Annotated in this window: 16 protein-coding genes; 11 read left to right on the top strand and 5 right to left on the bottom strand. The window is 71.8% G+C overall.

All coding sequences use genetic code 11. From position 1 onward, the window contains the following. Positions 1-344 precede the first annotated feature (344 nt). Positions 345-545 carry a cold-shock protein gene (locus ACIBO8_RS26755; RefSeq protein WP_366153051.1) on the top strand — a complete coding sequence of 67 codons (201 nt, stop codon included), beginning with the start codon at positions 345-347 and terminating at the stop codon, positions 543-545. Positions 546-609: 64 nt separating this feature from the next. Here ACIBO8_RS26755 and ACIBO8_RS26750 read toward each other — a convergent pair whose 3' ends face one another. Together ACIBO8_RS26750 and ACIBO8_RS26745 are read right to left on the bottom strand one after the other, a co-directional pair. Next, positions 610-1,221: a class I SAM-dependent methyltransferase gene (locus ACIBO8_RS26750; RefSeq protein WP_396118051.1), complete on the bottom strand. Its 612-nt coding sequence runs from the start codon at positions 1,219-1,221 to the stop codon at positions 610-612. 99 nt (positions 1,222-1,320) lie between these two features. Beyond that, positions 1,321-1,770 (bottom strand): hypothetical protein, encoded by a 450-nt coding sequence (locus ACIBO8_RS26745; protein ID WP_396118050.1) that lies wholly within the window; start codon positions 1,768-1,770, stop codon positions 1,321-1,323. Between the two features lie 140 nt (positions 1,771-1,910). Here ACIBO8_RS26745 and ACIBO8_RS26740 point away from each other — a divergent pair, with 140 nt between their 5' ends. The 4 genes from ACIBO8_RS26740 to ACIBO8_RS26725 all read left to right on the top strand — a co-directional run bounded on the left by ACIBO8_RS26740 (position 1,911) and on the right by ACIBO8_RS26725 (position 5,485). Next, complete coding sequence (locus ACIBO8_RS26740; RefSeq protein ID WP_396118049.1) at positions 1,911-2,429, top strand: SigE family RNA polymerase sigma factor; 519 nt, start codon at positions 1,911-1,913, stop codon at positions 2,427-2,429. Continuing rightward, positions 2,426-3,106, top strand: coding sequence for a hypothetical protein (locus tag ACIBO8_RS26735; RefSeq protein WP_396118048.1), 681 nt, complete (start codon positions 2,426-2,428; stop codon positions 3,104-3,106). Before ACIBO8_RS26740 ends, ACIBO8_RS26735 begins: the two co-directional genes overlap by 4 nt. Next, positions 3,103-4,182: an amidoligase family protein gene (locus ACIBO8_RS26730; protein WP_396118047.1), complete on the top strand. Its 1,080-nt coding sequence runs from the start codon at positions 3,103-3,105 to the stop codon at positions 4,180-4,182. The genes ACIBO8_RS26735 and ACIBO8_RS26730 overlap by 4 nt, the downstream gene beginning before the upstream one ends. A gap of 94 nt (positions 4,183-4,276) precedes the next feature. After that, complete coding sequence (locus tag ACIBO8_RS26725; protein ID WP_396118046.1) at positions 4,277-5,485, top strand: cytochrome P450; 1,209 nt, start codon at positions 4,277-4,279, stop codon at positions 5,483-5,485. A 52-nt stretch (positions 5,486-5,537) separates the two neighbouring features. Here the strand turns inward: ACIBO8_RS26725 and ACIBO8_RS26720 are convergent, their stop codons facing one another. Together ACIBO8_RS26720 and ACIBO8_RS26715 are read right to left on the bottom strand one after the other, a co-directional pair. After that, on the bottom strand, positions 5,538-6,056 hold the full coding sequence (locus tag ACIBO8_RS26720) for an alpha/beta hydrolase (RefSeq protein ID WP_396118045.1): 519 nt from the start codon (positions 6,054-6,056) through the stop codon (positions 5,538-5,540). A gap of 290 nt (positions 6,057-6,346) precedes the next feature. Then, a complete protein-coding gene (locus ACIBO8_RS26715) occupies positions 6,347-6,649 on the bottom strand; it encodes a DUF1905 domain-containing protein (RefSeq protein ID WP_396118044.1) in 303 nt (100 codons plus the stop codon). Positions 6,650-6,820: 171 nt separating this feature from the next. On the opposite strand from ACIBO8_RS26715, the gene ACIBO8_RS26710 reads away from it, so the two are divergent. From ACIBO8_RS26710 to ACIBO8_RS26695, 4 genes are all read left to right on the top strand, one after another. Then, complete coding sequence (locus tag ACIBO8_RS26710; RefSeq protein ID WP_396118043.1) at positions 6,821-7,099, top strand: phosphotransferase; 279 nt, start codon at positions 6,821-6,823, stop codon at positions 7,097-7,099. Positions 7,100-7,210: 111 nt separating this feature from the next. Beyond that, positions 7,211-7,441 (top strand): hypothetical protein, encoded by a 231-nt coding sequence (locus ACIBO8_RS26705; protein WP_396118042.1) that lies wholly within the window; start codon positions 7,211-7,213, stop codon positions 7,439-7,441. Positions 7,442-7,469: 28 nt separating this feature from the next. Beyond that, a complete protein-coding gene (locus ACIBO8_RS26700; protein ID WP_396118040.1) occupies positions 7,470-8,444 on the top strand; it encodes a metallophosphoesterase family protein in 975 nt (324 codons plus the stop codon). A 442-nt stretch (positions 8,445-8,886) separates the two neighbouring features. After that, the gene (locus tag ACIBO8_RS26695; protein ID WP_396118039.1) at positions 8,887-9,474 is read left to right on the top strand and encodes a hypothetical protein; all 588 of its coding nucleotides are present in this window, start codon (positions 8,887-8,889) and stop codon (positions 9,472-9,474) included. A 233-nt stretch (positions 9,475-9,707) separates the two neighbouring features. Here the strand turns inward: ACIBO8_RS26695 and ACIBO8_RS26690 are convergent, their stop codons facing one another. Beyond that, complete coding sequence (locus tag ACIBO8_RS26690) at positions 9,708-10,769, bottom strand: DMT family transporter (protein WP_396118038.1); 1,062 nt, start codon at positions 10,767-10,769, stop codon at positions 9,708-9,710. A gap of 70 nt (positions 10,770-10,839) precedes the next feature. On the opposite strand from ACIBO8_RS26690, the gene ACIBO8_RS26685 reads away from it, so the two are divergent. Further along, entirely contained in the window at positions 10,840-11,310 is a 471-nt protein-coding gene (locus ACIBO8_RS26685; RefSeq protein ID WP_396118036.1) for an Lrp/AsnC family transcriptional regulator, read from the top strand. 324 nt (positions 11,311-11,634) lie between these two features. Next, positions 11,635-12,798: a hypothetical protein gene (locus ACIBO8_RS26680; protein WP_396118034.1), complete on the top strand. Its 1,164-nt coding sequence runs from the start codon at positions 11,635-11,637 to the stop codon at positions 12,796-12,798. The last annotated feature ends 50 nt before the right edge of the window (positions 12,799-12,848 follow it).

Below are 12,848 nucleotides of genomic sequence, written 5' to 3'. Positions count from 1 at the left end.
CAGGTGGCCCGAGAACGGCGGCATGCTACCAACGTGACCAGCGGATACGCGAGGGGTCGAGTCGTGGCGGAATAGTTACGCTCAGTGATATACGAATAATCATATCGGTCGTCCTTAATGAATATCCCGGCGGCACGGCATTTCCGTGGTACCGTTGCCGTGTTGCAGTTTTGATTTCCGTTGACGTCACCGGCGCCTGATGGGTATCTGAGCCCGCCAGGCGCATTTTGTTTCCGCGCCCCACCGGCGGACCATTTTCCCTCCCCGCCGGACGACGGGCGATCAACCCGGCGACACGAGGATCCCGCGCGGTGCGGGGTTCCCCTGTGCTGCAAGGAGCGGACATGGCTTTCGGAACCGTCAAGTGGTTCAACGGCGACAAAGGCTTCGGTTTCATCACCCAGGACGACGGCGGCGATGTGTTCGCGCACTTCTCCGCGATCGCGGCGGACGGTTACCGCAGCCTCGAGGAGAACCAGCGGGTCGAGTTCGACGTGACCCAGGGCGCCAAGGGACTCCAGGCGTCGAACATCCGCATCGTCTGAGTCCTCCCGTGACTCGAACGGCCCGCCGGTTCGGCGGGCCGTTCGTCATGTTCGGGACCCCCTGTCAGGGCCGGCGGGCACGGAAGACGGCCGGCCGGCGTTCCCGATGGTCGTCCGCCGGGCCCAGGTGCGGGCGGTCGTAGGTGGCGACCCGGTCCATCAGCCCGTCCGGCACGTGACCACGGCCGGGGTCACCCGCCAGCACCAGCGCCCCGCGGGCCGCCTGCCGGGTCAGGAACGCGAGCACCCGGACGGCGAGGCCCTCCTCGTACAGCCCGTCGCCCGCGAGGATGACGTCCGCGCCCTCGCCGTCGCCGTCGAGCAGGTCGTGCGGCAGGCAGGTCACCCCGCCGACGCCGTTCGCCGCGGCGTTGGCCCGGATGGCCGCGGTCGCGTACGGGTCGATGTCGTTGGCCAGGACCGACGCCGCGCCGGCACGGGCCGCGGCGATCGCGACGAGCCCGGAGCCGGAGGCCACGTCGAGCACCGTGCGCCCGGCCACCAGCGCGGGATGGTCCAGGACGTAGCGGGCGAGCGCCTGCCCGCCGGACCAGGCCGACGCCCAGAACGGTGGCTGCAGTCGCCGGCCCTCGGCCGCCTCGAGGCGCGCCCACAGCAGCGTCGGGTCGTCTGCCAGGAGCAGCCGGATCTCCGGAACCAGCGCGACGGGCCGCAATGACAGTCCGTCACCGGCCGGCAGCGCCGTCGTGACGCCCTCGTCACTCAGCCACGGCGTCAGCGAGCGCGTCGGATGCTCTTCGATGTCACATCACCCTCATGAGGAGCCGTTCGCCGCGGCCAGGATGATGCCGCCGCAGATGCACAGCAGCAGGACGAGCGACACCACCAGCAGCGCGATGGTGACCGCCATGCCCGGATACTTCTGCGGGGGCGTACCGAGCGCACCGCCGATGAACGCGATCATCGGGGCCCGGTACTCGAGCTCGACCGTCTGTCCGGAATGCACCGCGATGCCGAGGTCCGCGGCGCCGATGCGCGGCGGCAGGAAATACGGCACGTGGACGTGGACGTGATGCTGACCCGGAGCGACGGGCAGGACCGTACGCCCCCACGCGTTCGCCGCCGGCTGACCGTTGATCTCCACCTGCGGCTTGAACAGCCCCAGCATGAACGCCAGCGGGTGGTACTTGAGCGTGAGGGCGATGGCACCGCCACCCTGCGGCGCTCCGGGCGGCGGGTAAGCGCCGGGCTGCTGCTCGTACACGATCGATCCTCCCCGTGGGCCGGTCGGCGCAGGATACTGCCTTGCCCGGCCGGAACCGGCGACGGGGTCCGCCCGGACGACGCCGAAAATTCTCCGGATCTCCGTTGAACATCCGGCGGGCGAACGGCGTCCTAGTCGGTGTGACCTTCGAGCAATTCGCGATGGCCCGGCTTCCGAGCCTGCTGCGGTACGCGGTCGTCCTCACCGGCGACCGCGAGCTCGCGCAGGACGTCGTCCAGGAGGTGCTGGCCCGGGCGCACGTGCGCTGGCGCCGCATCAGTGACGCCGACTCACCCGAGGCGTACGTCCGCCGGATGGTGCTCAACGAGTATCTGTCCTGGCGGCGCAGCTGGGCGGCGCGCAACGTGCACGCCGTGGGTGAGCGGCTGGTGGACCTCGACGACGCCCGCGGCGGGGTGGGCGACCACGCGCAGGACGTCGTGGAGGCCGACGAGCTCTGGAAGCGGCTGGCCACGCTCGGACGCAAGCAGCGGGCGGTGCTGGTGCTGCGCTACTACGAGCAGCTGGACGACGTGGCGATCGCCGACCTGATCGGCTGCTCGCCGGCGACCGTCCGCAGCCACGCGTCGAGGGCGCTGAAGACTCTCCGGCTGACGTCGGAGCGACACACCAAGATCCACGCCGAGGAGACGTCGTGATCGACAACGGAGACAGGCTCCGCGAAGCCTTCGAGAGACATGAACATCTGACCCCCGACCCGGCAGCCGTCTATGCCCGTGTCCAGGAGCTGTCCCGCAGCTACCAGCGGCGCCGGTGGGGCGCGCAGGCCGCGGGCGGTGCCGTGCTCGGTGCCGGCCTCATCGCCGGGGTGATGACGCTGCCGGGGCTGCTGCCCGGCCAGGGGTCCAGCGGCTCGGGGAACATGGTCGCACCCGCGGCCGCCCCGGCGACGCCGTCCGCGGCGCCGTCGTTGTCCCTCCCGCCGGTGCAGACCCCGTCACTGTCGCCGGCGGAGGAGAAGCTGCAGAAGCAGTACGACGCCTACTTCAACGCCGGTTACGACTACGACGACGCCGTCCGGCTGGCCAAGCTCTGGAAGATGAACAAGAACGACATCGGTGCCGTGAAGGCGGCGGCCGGCCGCAAGCTGCTGGACGGCAAGAAGCTGCCGATCAAGCCCGGCAGCGCCCCGGACGCCCCCGAGCCGCCGCAGTCGAAGGAGGTCCAGCAGGTCGAAGCCTTCTTCAACGCGGGCTACGACATCAACGACGCGGTGGAGCTGGCCAAGATCTGGAAGAAGCCCACCGCGTACGACGCCAAGGTCCTGGGCGGCAAGAAGCTGCTGGCCGGCGAGACCCTGCCGATCCAGCCGTGACCGCCCCGCTGCACCGGCGTACGGGATTCGAGATCGAGCTGATGGCCCCGCCAGGCCTCAGCCGGCTGAGCCTCGCGCGGGAACTGGCCGACCGGCACGGCGGCCGGGTCCACCCGGTGTGGCACCACGACAGCGAGCCGTCCCTGGTCCCGGGCCTGGGACGGTTCCTGCACCTGACCCAGGGTTTCGAGGTACGCCGTGACGACGGCCGCCTGCTGTGCACCCTGGTGGACGACGTCACCCTCCTCGCCGGCCTGGATCCGCGGACGCCCCCCGCGCCCGGCTGGTTCCGGGTCCTCACCGACGACCCGCGCCTGTTGCGGCTGCTCGCCCTGCACAGCGATCCGGGCGGCACGATCGGGGCGGCGCTGGACGCGACCGCGCAGCTCTGGGCCGCCAAGGTGGACCGGCACGGCGGCATCTACCAGCTCGCCGACGCGACGGGCGCGACGATCGCCCTCGCCGCGCCCCAGGGCGGTGAGCGTGAACGCCCCTGCGAGATCGTCACTCCCCCGCTGAGCACCGGCCACGGCGACGCCCTGGAGGAGCTGCTCGGCCCGGCCCGCGAGCTGGGCTTCGCCGTGCCGCGCGAGGCGGCCGTGCACCTGCACGTCGACGGCGCACCGTTCCGCGAGGCGCATGCACTGGCCAACGTGGTGCGGCTGTTCGCGTGGTGGCGGGAGCCGCTGCGCGCGATGCTGCAGACGAACCCGGCGTGCCGGCGGCTGGCCCCGCTGCCGGAGCCGCTGGTCCGGGCCGTCGACGGCAACCCGTCGTACGAGCAGCTGTGCGAGGCGGCGGAGCTCGGCGGCCTGACGAAGTTCTTCGACGTCAACCTGACCCAGCTGCTGACCGCCACGCCCCTGCGGGACACCGTCGAGATCCGGATCCTGCCGGGCGCCATCACGTCCGAGGAGATCGTGCACCGCGCCGCGCTGGTCGAGCTGCTGCTGGAGCGCTGCCTGGACGCCGAGCCTTTCCCCGCCGCTCCCCCGCACATCGATGCGGCGGTGAACCAGTTGCTCCACCTCGCGGCGCAGGCTCTGGCGCGCCGGGCCCCGCTGCCCACGCATTGAGAACCGGCACCGTCCGGCATGGACGGTCGATGCCCGCGCTACTACTATCCGTGTCTGGAACGTAGCTCAGAGTCCTAGACGACAGGAGCACGCGTTGACTGACACACGCCAGGCGCCCACGGCACGCCGGTACCCGTTCAGCGATCCGGACCGGCTCGACCTCGACCCGCTCTACGCCCGGCTGAGACGCTCGGAACCGGTGACCCGGGTACGCCTGCCCTTCGGCGAGGACGCCTGGCTCGCCACCCGCTACCAGGACGTCCGTACCCTGCTGGGCGATCCCCGGTTCAGCCGCGCCGCGAGCGTGGGCCGCGACGAGCCCCGCACCACGGCGCAGCAGGTCGGCGGCGGGCTGCTCGCCATGGACCCGCCGGACCACAGCAGGCTGCGCCGGCTGGTCGCCAAGGCGTTCACCGCCCGCCGGGTGGAGGAGCTGCGCCCGGCCACCACCGCGATCGCGAACGAGCTGATCGACGCGATGACGGCCGCGGGTCCCCCGGCCGACCTGGTCGAGCACTTCGCCACCCCGCTTCCCGTACGGGTGATCTGCCGCCTGCTCGGCGTACCCGCGGGCGACCAGCACCTGTTCCGCACGTGGTCGGAGGCGATCGTCTCCACCACCTCGCTGAGCCCCGAACGGATCGAGGAGTACATCGCGAACCTGCACGCGTACATGGCGGGCCTGATCGCCGAGCGGCGGGTGACGCCGACCGACGACCTGATCGGTGCCCTCGTGCAGGCCCGCGACGACGACAACGACCGCCTGAGCGAGGAGGAGCTGGTCGAGCTCGCGGCCGGCCTGCTCGCCGCCGGGCACGAGACCACGGTCACCCAGATCCCCAACTTCCTGTACGTCCTGTTCACGAACCAGGCGAAGCTCGCGGAGCTGCGCGCCGCCCCGGAGCTGATCCCGGCCGCGGTCGAGGAGCTGCTGCGCTACGTGCCGCTGGGCGCGGCGTCGGCGTTCGCCCGCTACGCCACCGAGGACGTCGAACTCAGCGGCGTCCTCATCCGGGCCGGCGAGCCGGTGCTCGGCTCCCTGTCCGCCGCCAACCGCGACGACGAGGTCTTCGCCGACCCCGACGGGCTGGACTTCACCCGCGAGAGCAACCCGCATCTGGGCTTCGGCCACGGCGTGCACCACTGCCTCGGCGCCCAGCTCGCCCGCATGGAGCTCCAGGTGGCGCTCGCGACCCTGCTCGGCCGCCTGCCGGGGCTGCGCCTGGCGGTCGGCGAGCAGGACCTGCCGTGGAAGTCGGGCCTGCTGGTCCGCGGCCTGCGGGCCATGCCGGTGACCTGGTGACGCACGACGGCCCGGGAGCCGCAGCTCCCGGGCCGTCGCACCGGCACGCGGATCAGCGGATGCTGACCAGCTCCCGCAGCGGCGCCCGGCTGGAGCCGCCGGCCGCGCTGAGGCTCTTCGCCGCGGCGGCCGTCGGGTCCGGCGCCGGCACCGGCGAGCACTGCTTGTCGGAACGGTTGCCGTGCACCCGCGTCGGCAGGGCACCGGTGGCCAGGTACGCGGCGATGGTGTCGTCCGTGCAGGCGACGCCGTTCAGCGAACCGGCGTGCGTGGTGCCGCCGACGCCCTCCAGCAGCACCGAGCGCGGGAAGCGCTTGCGCACCTCGAGGCTGCCCGAGTACGGCGTGGCCGCGTCCTTGGTCTCACTGATCAGCAGGATCGGCGGAGCGTTCTTGCCGTTGACGGTCACCGGCTTGCCGACCTGGCCGCCCCGGTTCCGGCACGGCGCGTTGTACCAGGCGTTGTTCCAGGTGATGAAGGGTGCCTTGGCGTACGTACGCCAGTTGTCCCGCTCCCACTTCGACCAGCTCTTCGGCCACTGCACGTCGGTGCACTGGGTGGCGAGGTACATGGCGTAGCCGTTGTCGGCACCGGGGTCGCCCGGAGCGGCGTAGAGGTCCTTCAGCGGTGCGGCGTCGTGGTCGTTGACCCAGGCGGCGAACGCCTGGGCGACGTTGCGACGGTAGCCGCCAGGATTTTTCTCATCCCTAGCCTCTCCACAAGGCCACCCGTCGCGGGCGGCCTCCGGAGAGTAGTCATCAAGACATACGGATGCGCCATATCCGCTAGGCCGATTCCTACCCCCAACATCCGAGTTTGGTGTCCGTCCTCTTCCGATTCGTCCATTCCCGCCGGAACTGATCACAGGTCGAGGAGCTCCACTTCCACCGTGGTCGTGTGGCCCGGATCGAGGTGCTGGGCGCGGCGCACCGCCTTCTTGACCGGCAGCACGTACGCCGCGCGGCCCTTGTCTGGGAAGATCGAGGTCGTCCACGTGGTGGCGCCGATCCTGGCCCGCACGCGCAGGGATCCGAAGCCGCGCCGCACCCCCTCGGTCATGTCGCGGACGGTCTCCGACTCCTCGGCGGGCAGGCTGACGAACGTCCAGCTGTCGCCCCGGCGGGCGTCCCAGATCCACAGCTCCGCGTCGAACACGATGACCACGGCGTCAGCATGGCACGGGGGTCCGACAGTTCCCGCTCACCAGGCTGCGCGACGACGACGCCGCGGAGTGGCTGGGCGCCACCCTCGCCCGGTTGCATGCCCTTGAGCGCACTGGCCGCGAAGGGCCCGACTGGTACCACCTGAACGACGCGGTCGGCGGCCGCGGGCTCCGTGCTGCGCCGGCACCTGCCCGCGGTCCTCGCCGCGGGCGACTACGTGTCGACGCATCGCGACGTGGAGCCGTGGAACGTGCTCATGACCGGTTCGGGGCCGGCGCTGGTCGACTGGGACACCGCGGGGCCGGAAATGGTCCGCCGCGTCGCGATCCTGCTGGGTCGCCTCGCGGAACGGCTGCGCATGCCCCTCGGCGAGCAGCCGCTCGGTGAGCGGATCGCCACGCCGGCGGCGTTCGCCGAGCAGGTGCGGGGCGGGGCCGTGCTGCCCGGCTGAGCCGCGGGCGGTTTGTGCCCACCATCACCGCCGGACCCGGATTGTCCGATGGCGCGCCGCCGTTGTGACTGCGGCGCGCGTGAATCGCCCGCGCCGGCAAGGAGATGTCGCATGCACAAGATTCCTGATGAGACGGTACGTGCGGAAGCGGTGTTCGTCTCGCACCTGCAGGCGTCGGACGCCCTCAGCGCCGAGGTCGTCGCCGACACCGTCGACACGCTGCTGCACCGGGACGGCCCGGCGGGGTGCGCCGCCGGGATGGCGTACGAGTTCGGTGAGCACCCGGACACCGCCGTGCCCCGGATGCGCTGGGCCCGCGACCTCGTCCGCCGCGAGGTTTGAGCAGGCCACGAGGGGGAAAGCCAGCCGCGTGAGGATCAGCCGGTGCACCGCGGCGCTGCTGCTGGCGACCCTCGCGGCCTGCTCGTCCCCCCGTCCGGTGACGTCCGGCGCAGACGGCGCCGCCGCCAGTACGCCGTCCCCGGACGCGGTGGCGTCCCGCACGGCCGCATCCGGGGCCACCGCCTCCCGAGCCGGTGCGGCTCCCGCGGTGCTGATCGGTGCCGGCGACATCGCCAGCTGCGAGAGCACCGGCGACAGCGGCACGCTCGCGCTGCTCCAGCGGTTCCCGGGAACCGTCTTCACGCTCGGCGACAACGCCTACCCGAACGGCAGCCGCACGAATTTCGCCCGGTGTTACGGCCCCACGTGGGGACGCGTGAAGTCCCGGACCCGGCCTGCCGTCGGCAACCACGAGTACCACAGCCGCGGCGCCGGGCCGTACTTCGACTACTTCGGGGCGGCGGCCGGGCCTCGCGGCAAGGGCTACTACTCGTACGACGCCGGCGCGTGGCACGTCGTCGTGCTGAACACGGTGTGCTCGGAGGTGCCGGGCGGCTGCGGCAAGGGCTCGGCCCAGGAGCGGTGGCTGCGCGCCGACCTCGCCGCGAGCGCCGCGTCGTGCACGGTCGCGATGGTGCACCACCCGCTGTTCACGTCGGCCGCGACCCACCCGCCGGCCACCGAGACCCGCCCGCTGATCCAGGCCCTCTACGACGCCGGCGCCGAGCTGCTGATGGCCGGGCACAACCACGTGTACGAACGGTTCGCACCGCAGACCCCGGCCGGGCGCCGGGACACCGCACGGGGTATCCGGGAGATCGTGGCGGGCACCGGCGGAGCGGAACGCTACCCCTTCGGCCGGACGGCGCCGAACAGCGAACGGCGGAACAACACGACGTACGGAGTGGTACGCCTGACGCTGCGACCCGGCTGGTACCGCTGGGACTTCCTGCCGGCGCGAGGCGGCTCGTTCACCGACACGGGAACCGGCCGCTGCCACTGACCATTGCGCTGGCGGCCGACGGCGCGGCAACCCCTGGGTCCTCGAGAAAGTAGGACGCCGCTGCGAATTCCACGGGGGAAGAACTCGCAACGGCGTTGCTTCACGTTATCCGACCGGGGGCGCTCCCGTCCAATCACGAGCGTGCCGTTGTTACAACGTTTCCATGGAGCCCTCTCGCCGTGCCCCGAGCGGGCCGCCGCGTGTCCCGTATCCGACACCACAGAGCACAGTGCGCCCGTTCGGGCCGTAACCGATCCCGGACTGTGCGATCCTGTGCGCCGCCTCGGCGCCCGAGCCAGCCGGACGAGTGATTGCCATGGCGTACGCCATGGACAAGGGTGATGATTCCCGACCATTCCACCGTCGCGGGAGACTCACCACGGCATTCATCGAATCCGGACCGGCTCTCCGAGGCGGGGCCGACCGCAGCAAAGGTGAGTTGATGAGTTCTTCCCCACCCGCATCCGTGAGCCTGCGGCTCCCGCAGGACTGGGTGGAGCTGGACCCGCAGGCCGAAGACGTACCCGCCGAACTGCGCCGAGCCGTCGCCGCGCGGTGGGCCGGGCACCCGCTGATCACCGAGGACCGGCTGGTCACCCACCTGACCCCGCCGGCGCTGGAACTGCGCCGGCTCAGCGCCTCGGCGTACGTGGTGGTGGTCGGCGTCTACGCCGACGTGGTGCCGGTCGCGGGCTCCACCGAACCGCTGGTGGTGACCGCCCACGCGATGCTCCGCATGTCGCCGCCGGTGTGCTCGCTGGACGACGTACGCCGGAAACTGGGCGACGACGCAGAGCCGCTGACCCTCCCCTCCGGCCCCGCGGCGCGGGTGAGCGGACCCCTCACCCTCCCCGACCGCACCGGGTACGGGGAGGTGACGGCATACCGGCGCGACTATCACCTGCCGGTGCCGGGGACGGACAGCGTGGGCACCCTGTCGTTCCTGACCCCGAACACGGCCCTGGCCTCGGTGTTCGACGACGTCTTCGACGCGGTGGCCGGCACCCTCACCTTCGGCTGGAAAGACTGACCGTGCCGTCCCCGGCTTCGGAGCCTCCTGTGCGGTCGTTGTCCGTGGCCGAGCTCGAAGCTTTGGTGGCGTCCCGGAATGCGTACCGGGGCAAGGCTGTCTTCGAGCTCGCCGCCCGCGCCCGGGAGGACGCCGCCGCCGTGGCTGCTCTCGCGGAGGTGAGCCGCCTTCCCGTCGCACGCCAGGATCGGCTGTTCCATCTGGTGTCGCTGGCCTGGGCGGCCATCATCGGGTTACTGGCGGCCGAGACCGCCAACGCCCGTGAGCAGGCGCGCGCCGCCTTCGCCGATCTGGATGCGGACGACCGTGCCGGTCTGCTGGCGTACCTGACGGTCGACCGGATCGAGGACGCTCACCCCCGGCTCTGACCCTCCGGCGGGGACCGGGATGCGGGGTTGCTCCGGTGCGGGGATCTCCGCGTGCGGCTGCGGGTGTCGGTTCCCCCGAACCAGGGACGCGGATGTCAGGGCGATTCCCGTGATCGCCGCAAAGGCGCCCCCGACCTGGATCGTGGTGACCGTGTCGCCGAACGCCGCCACTCCCAGGGCTGTGCCGACGATCGGTTCCAGGTTCACGAAGGACGCCGCTGTCTCCGGGGCGATGCGTGTCTGGCCGTACGCGAACAACGTGAACGGCAGCAGCGTGCCGCCCACCGCGAGCGCCGCCGTGGCCAGGAGGGCGACTGTTCCGGGCAGGTGCCCGGACGGCGGTTCGCTCAGCGCGGCGAACGGCAGGGCGGCCGCAGCGCCGGCGGCGAACTGGACGGCGGTGACCGCGGTGACGGTGCGGCCCGCCAGGAGGCTCGGCTGGACGTGCAGGAATGCCGCGGAGAGCAGGGCCGACGCGCCGACCAGGGCGTCTCCGGTCAGGGTGGCCTCGCCGCCGCCGTGGGAGGCGATGACGCCGATGCCGAGGCCGGAGATCGCCAGGCCGACCCACGCCGGGGCGGCGATGCGGGAGCGGCCGGTGGCGACGCCGAGGACGGCGGTCAGCAGGGGGGTGGCGCCGAGGATCAGGGCCGAGTGGCTGACGCTGGTGCGGGCGATGCCGGTGTTCTGCAGGACGATGACGACGCCGTAGCCGAGGGCGCCCCAGACGAGCGTCCTCGCGGAGACGGCCTGCCGGAGCTGGTGGCGGGCCGGATAGGCGAGGGGTACGACCGCGAGCGCGAACCTCAGGACGGTCAGCCATGCCGGGCCGACGCCGGTCAGCGCCACCTTCGTCAGGGGCACGGTGGTGCCCCAGAGCAGGCCGGCGGTGACGAGAGCGAGCAGGGTGAGGTGGCGGGAACGCATGGGGTCGATGCTCCGGATCACGGCACCAAATTCGTTCCCCTGGGCTCAGGACAAAACTATATTTGGCTGAATGGCGGTGCGACTTGATGAAATCGACGTCCGGCTCCTGCACGAGCTGCAGGTGGATGCCGATCGGTCGAACCTCGATCTGGCCCGGCTGGTCGGTCTGTCGCCCGCCGCGACCCTCAATCGGGTACGCCGGCTGAAGAAGTCCGGCGTCATCCGGCGCATCGGTGCCCGGCTGGAGGCCGCCGAGGCGGGGTTCCCGCTGCAGGTGTACGTGTCGGCGACCCTGGCCCGGCACGAGCCGCGCGCCAGCCGGGTGTTCGAGCAGGCGGTGCTCGCCCTGCCGCAGGTGATCGCCGCCGACTGGGTGGCCGGGGAGATCGACGTGATGCTGCTGGTGGTCGCGCGGGACGTGGCCGAGCTGCAGCACGTGCTGACCCAGCTGTCCATCAAGGGAGCGCAGCGGCTGACCACGTTGCTGCGTCTGCAGGAGATCAAGGGCGCGTCGCCGCTGCCGCTGACCGCCGACGCTTGAGGGCGCGGTGTCGTCGCGGCCGTCGGCCCCTCGGCCGATCGGCATCCCTACCTGCACTTCCGGATAATCCGTATGGCCCGAAAGGTCTATTAACCGGGCAGCCTCGGCGTTCGACGAACGGCCGAATGTATCCGGCTTACGCTGCCCTGTAGCCGCCGCACGCGGCCACATCGCTCTTCCCGACGCCGGCGCCGACCCATAGGCCCCGCGCCCCGCCGCCGAAATCGAACCTCGGCGGCCCCGCACCTTCGCGCACCACCTCGCTGAGGTCGCACGTGCCATCGGCACCGCGCCCGGCCATCAACCGTGTCAAGGAGCACCGTCATGTCCGTCGTACCTGTCTCGTCCCGCCGGAGAATCGTCACCGCTGCCGCCGCAGCGGTGATGGGTTCGGCGTTGTTCACCGTCCCTGCGCAGGCCATGCCGGTCCCGCGAGCACCGGCCGCCGGTACCGCAGTGACCATGCTGGCCCCCACCGGCGCCGCCGCCGTCTCGGCGGCGCGCAACAGCAACGGCCGGCTCGAAGCCTTCGCCCGCGGCACCGACCAAGGTTTGTGGCGGCAGAGTCAGACCAGCGCGGGCAGCGCCACGTGGTCGGGCTGGGCCGGCCTCGGCGGTGGCCTCAACGGCGCGCCCCGGGCGGCCGCCAACCTCAACGGCCGGCTGCAGGTCTTCGCGCGGGGCACCGACAACGCGCTGTGGTACCGCCGCCAGGTCGTCGCCGGCAGCAGCACCTACACCCCGTGGAGCAGCCTCGGCGGAGGACTCGCCAGCGATCCCACCGTCAGCCGCGACGCCCTCGGGCGTCTGGTGGTCTTCGTCGAGGGCACCGACCAGGCACTGTGGATGCGCCGGCAGACCTTCGCCGGCAGCGCCGCGTTCACCGCCTGGAGCAGCCTCGGCGGCGTCCTGAACGGGGAGACGAGCGCCTCGACGGACCGGTACGGCCGGATGCAGGTCTTCGTCCGCGGCACCGACGACGCCCTGTGGACCCGCCGGCAGGCCTGGGCGGGCAGCAACGCCTGGACCGCCTGGAGCAGCCTCGGCGGCGGCCTCACCAGTGACGCGGCGGTCTCGCCCGACGCCGCCAACCGGCTGCAGGTCTTCGTCCGCGGCACCGACAACGCACTCTGGACGCGCCGGCAGAACGTCGCGGGCAGCAACGCCTGGACCGCCTGGTCCAGCCTCGGCGGCGTACTCACCAGCAACCCGGGCGTCTGGCGCAATGCCAACGGCCGGCTGCAGGCCTTCGCCCGCGGCACCGACAACGCCCTGTGGTACCGCTACCAGAACGTCGGCGGGACCTGGGCCGGGTGGACCAGCCTCGGGGGCGTTCTCACCAACGAGCTGACCGCCGCGCAGAACAGCAACGGCAGGCTGCAGGTCTTCGTCCGGGGCTCGGACAACGCGCTCTGGACCCGGCGCCAGACCTTCGCCGGCAGCAACACCTGGACCGGCTGGGCCAGTCTCGGGGGCGTGCTCACCTGATTCCCCTCCGGACGGTACGCACCCCGGCCCGCCGCCGGGGTGCGTACCCG

Origin of the sequence: Actinoplanes sp. NPDC049681, assembly GCF_044465265.1 — a bacterium.
Classification (GTDB): domain Bacteria; phylum Actinomycetota; class Actinomycetes; order Mycobacteriales; family Micromonosporaceae; genus Actinoplanes.
This window is presented reverse-complemented; position numbering and strand designations above follow the sequence as displayed.

Bases quoted from the DNA above. Each gene is read 5' to 3' on its own strand.
- ACIBO8_RS26755 (WP_366153051.1), top strand. From the start codon at position 345: ATGGCTTTCGGAACCGTCAAGTGGTTCAACGGCGACAAAGGCTTCGGT.
- ACIBO8_RS26720 (WP_396118045.1), bottom strand. From the start codon at position 6,056: ATGTACCTCGCCACCCAGTGCACCGACGTGCAGTGGCCGAAGAGCTGG.
- ACIBO8_RS26705 (WP_396118042.1), top strand. From the start codon at position 7,211: ATGCACAAGATTCCTGATGAGACGGTACGTGCGGAAGCGGTGTTCGTC.
- ACIBO8_RS26695 (WP_396118039.1), top strand. From the start codon at position 8,887: ATGAGTTCTTCCCCACCCGCATCCGTGAGCCTGCGGCTCCCGCAGGAC.
- ACIBO8_RS26690 (WP_396118038.1), bottom strand. From the start codon at position 10,769: ATGCGTTCCCGCCACCTCACCCTGCTCGCTCTCGTCACCGCCGGCCTG.
- ACIBO8_RS26685 (WP_396118036.1), top strand. From the start codon at position 10,840: ATGGCGGTGCGACTTGATGAAATCGACGTCCGGCTCCTGCACGAGCTG.
- ACIBO8_RS26680 (WP_396118034.1), top strand. From the start codon at position 11,635: ATGTCCGTCGTACCTGTCTCGTCCCGCCGGAGAATCGTCACCGCTGCC.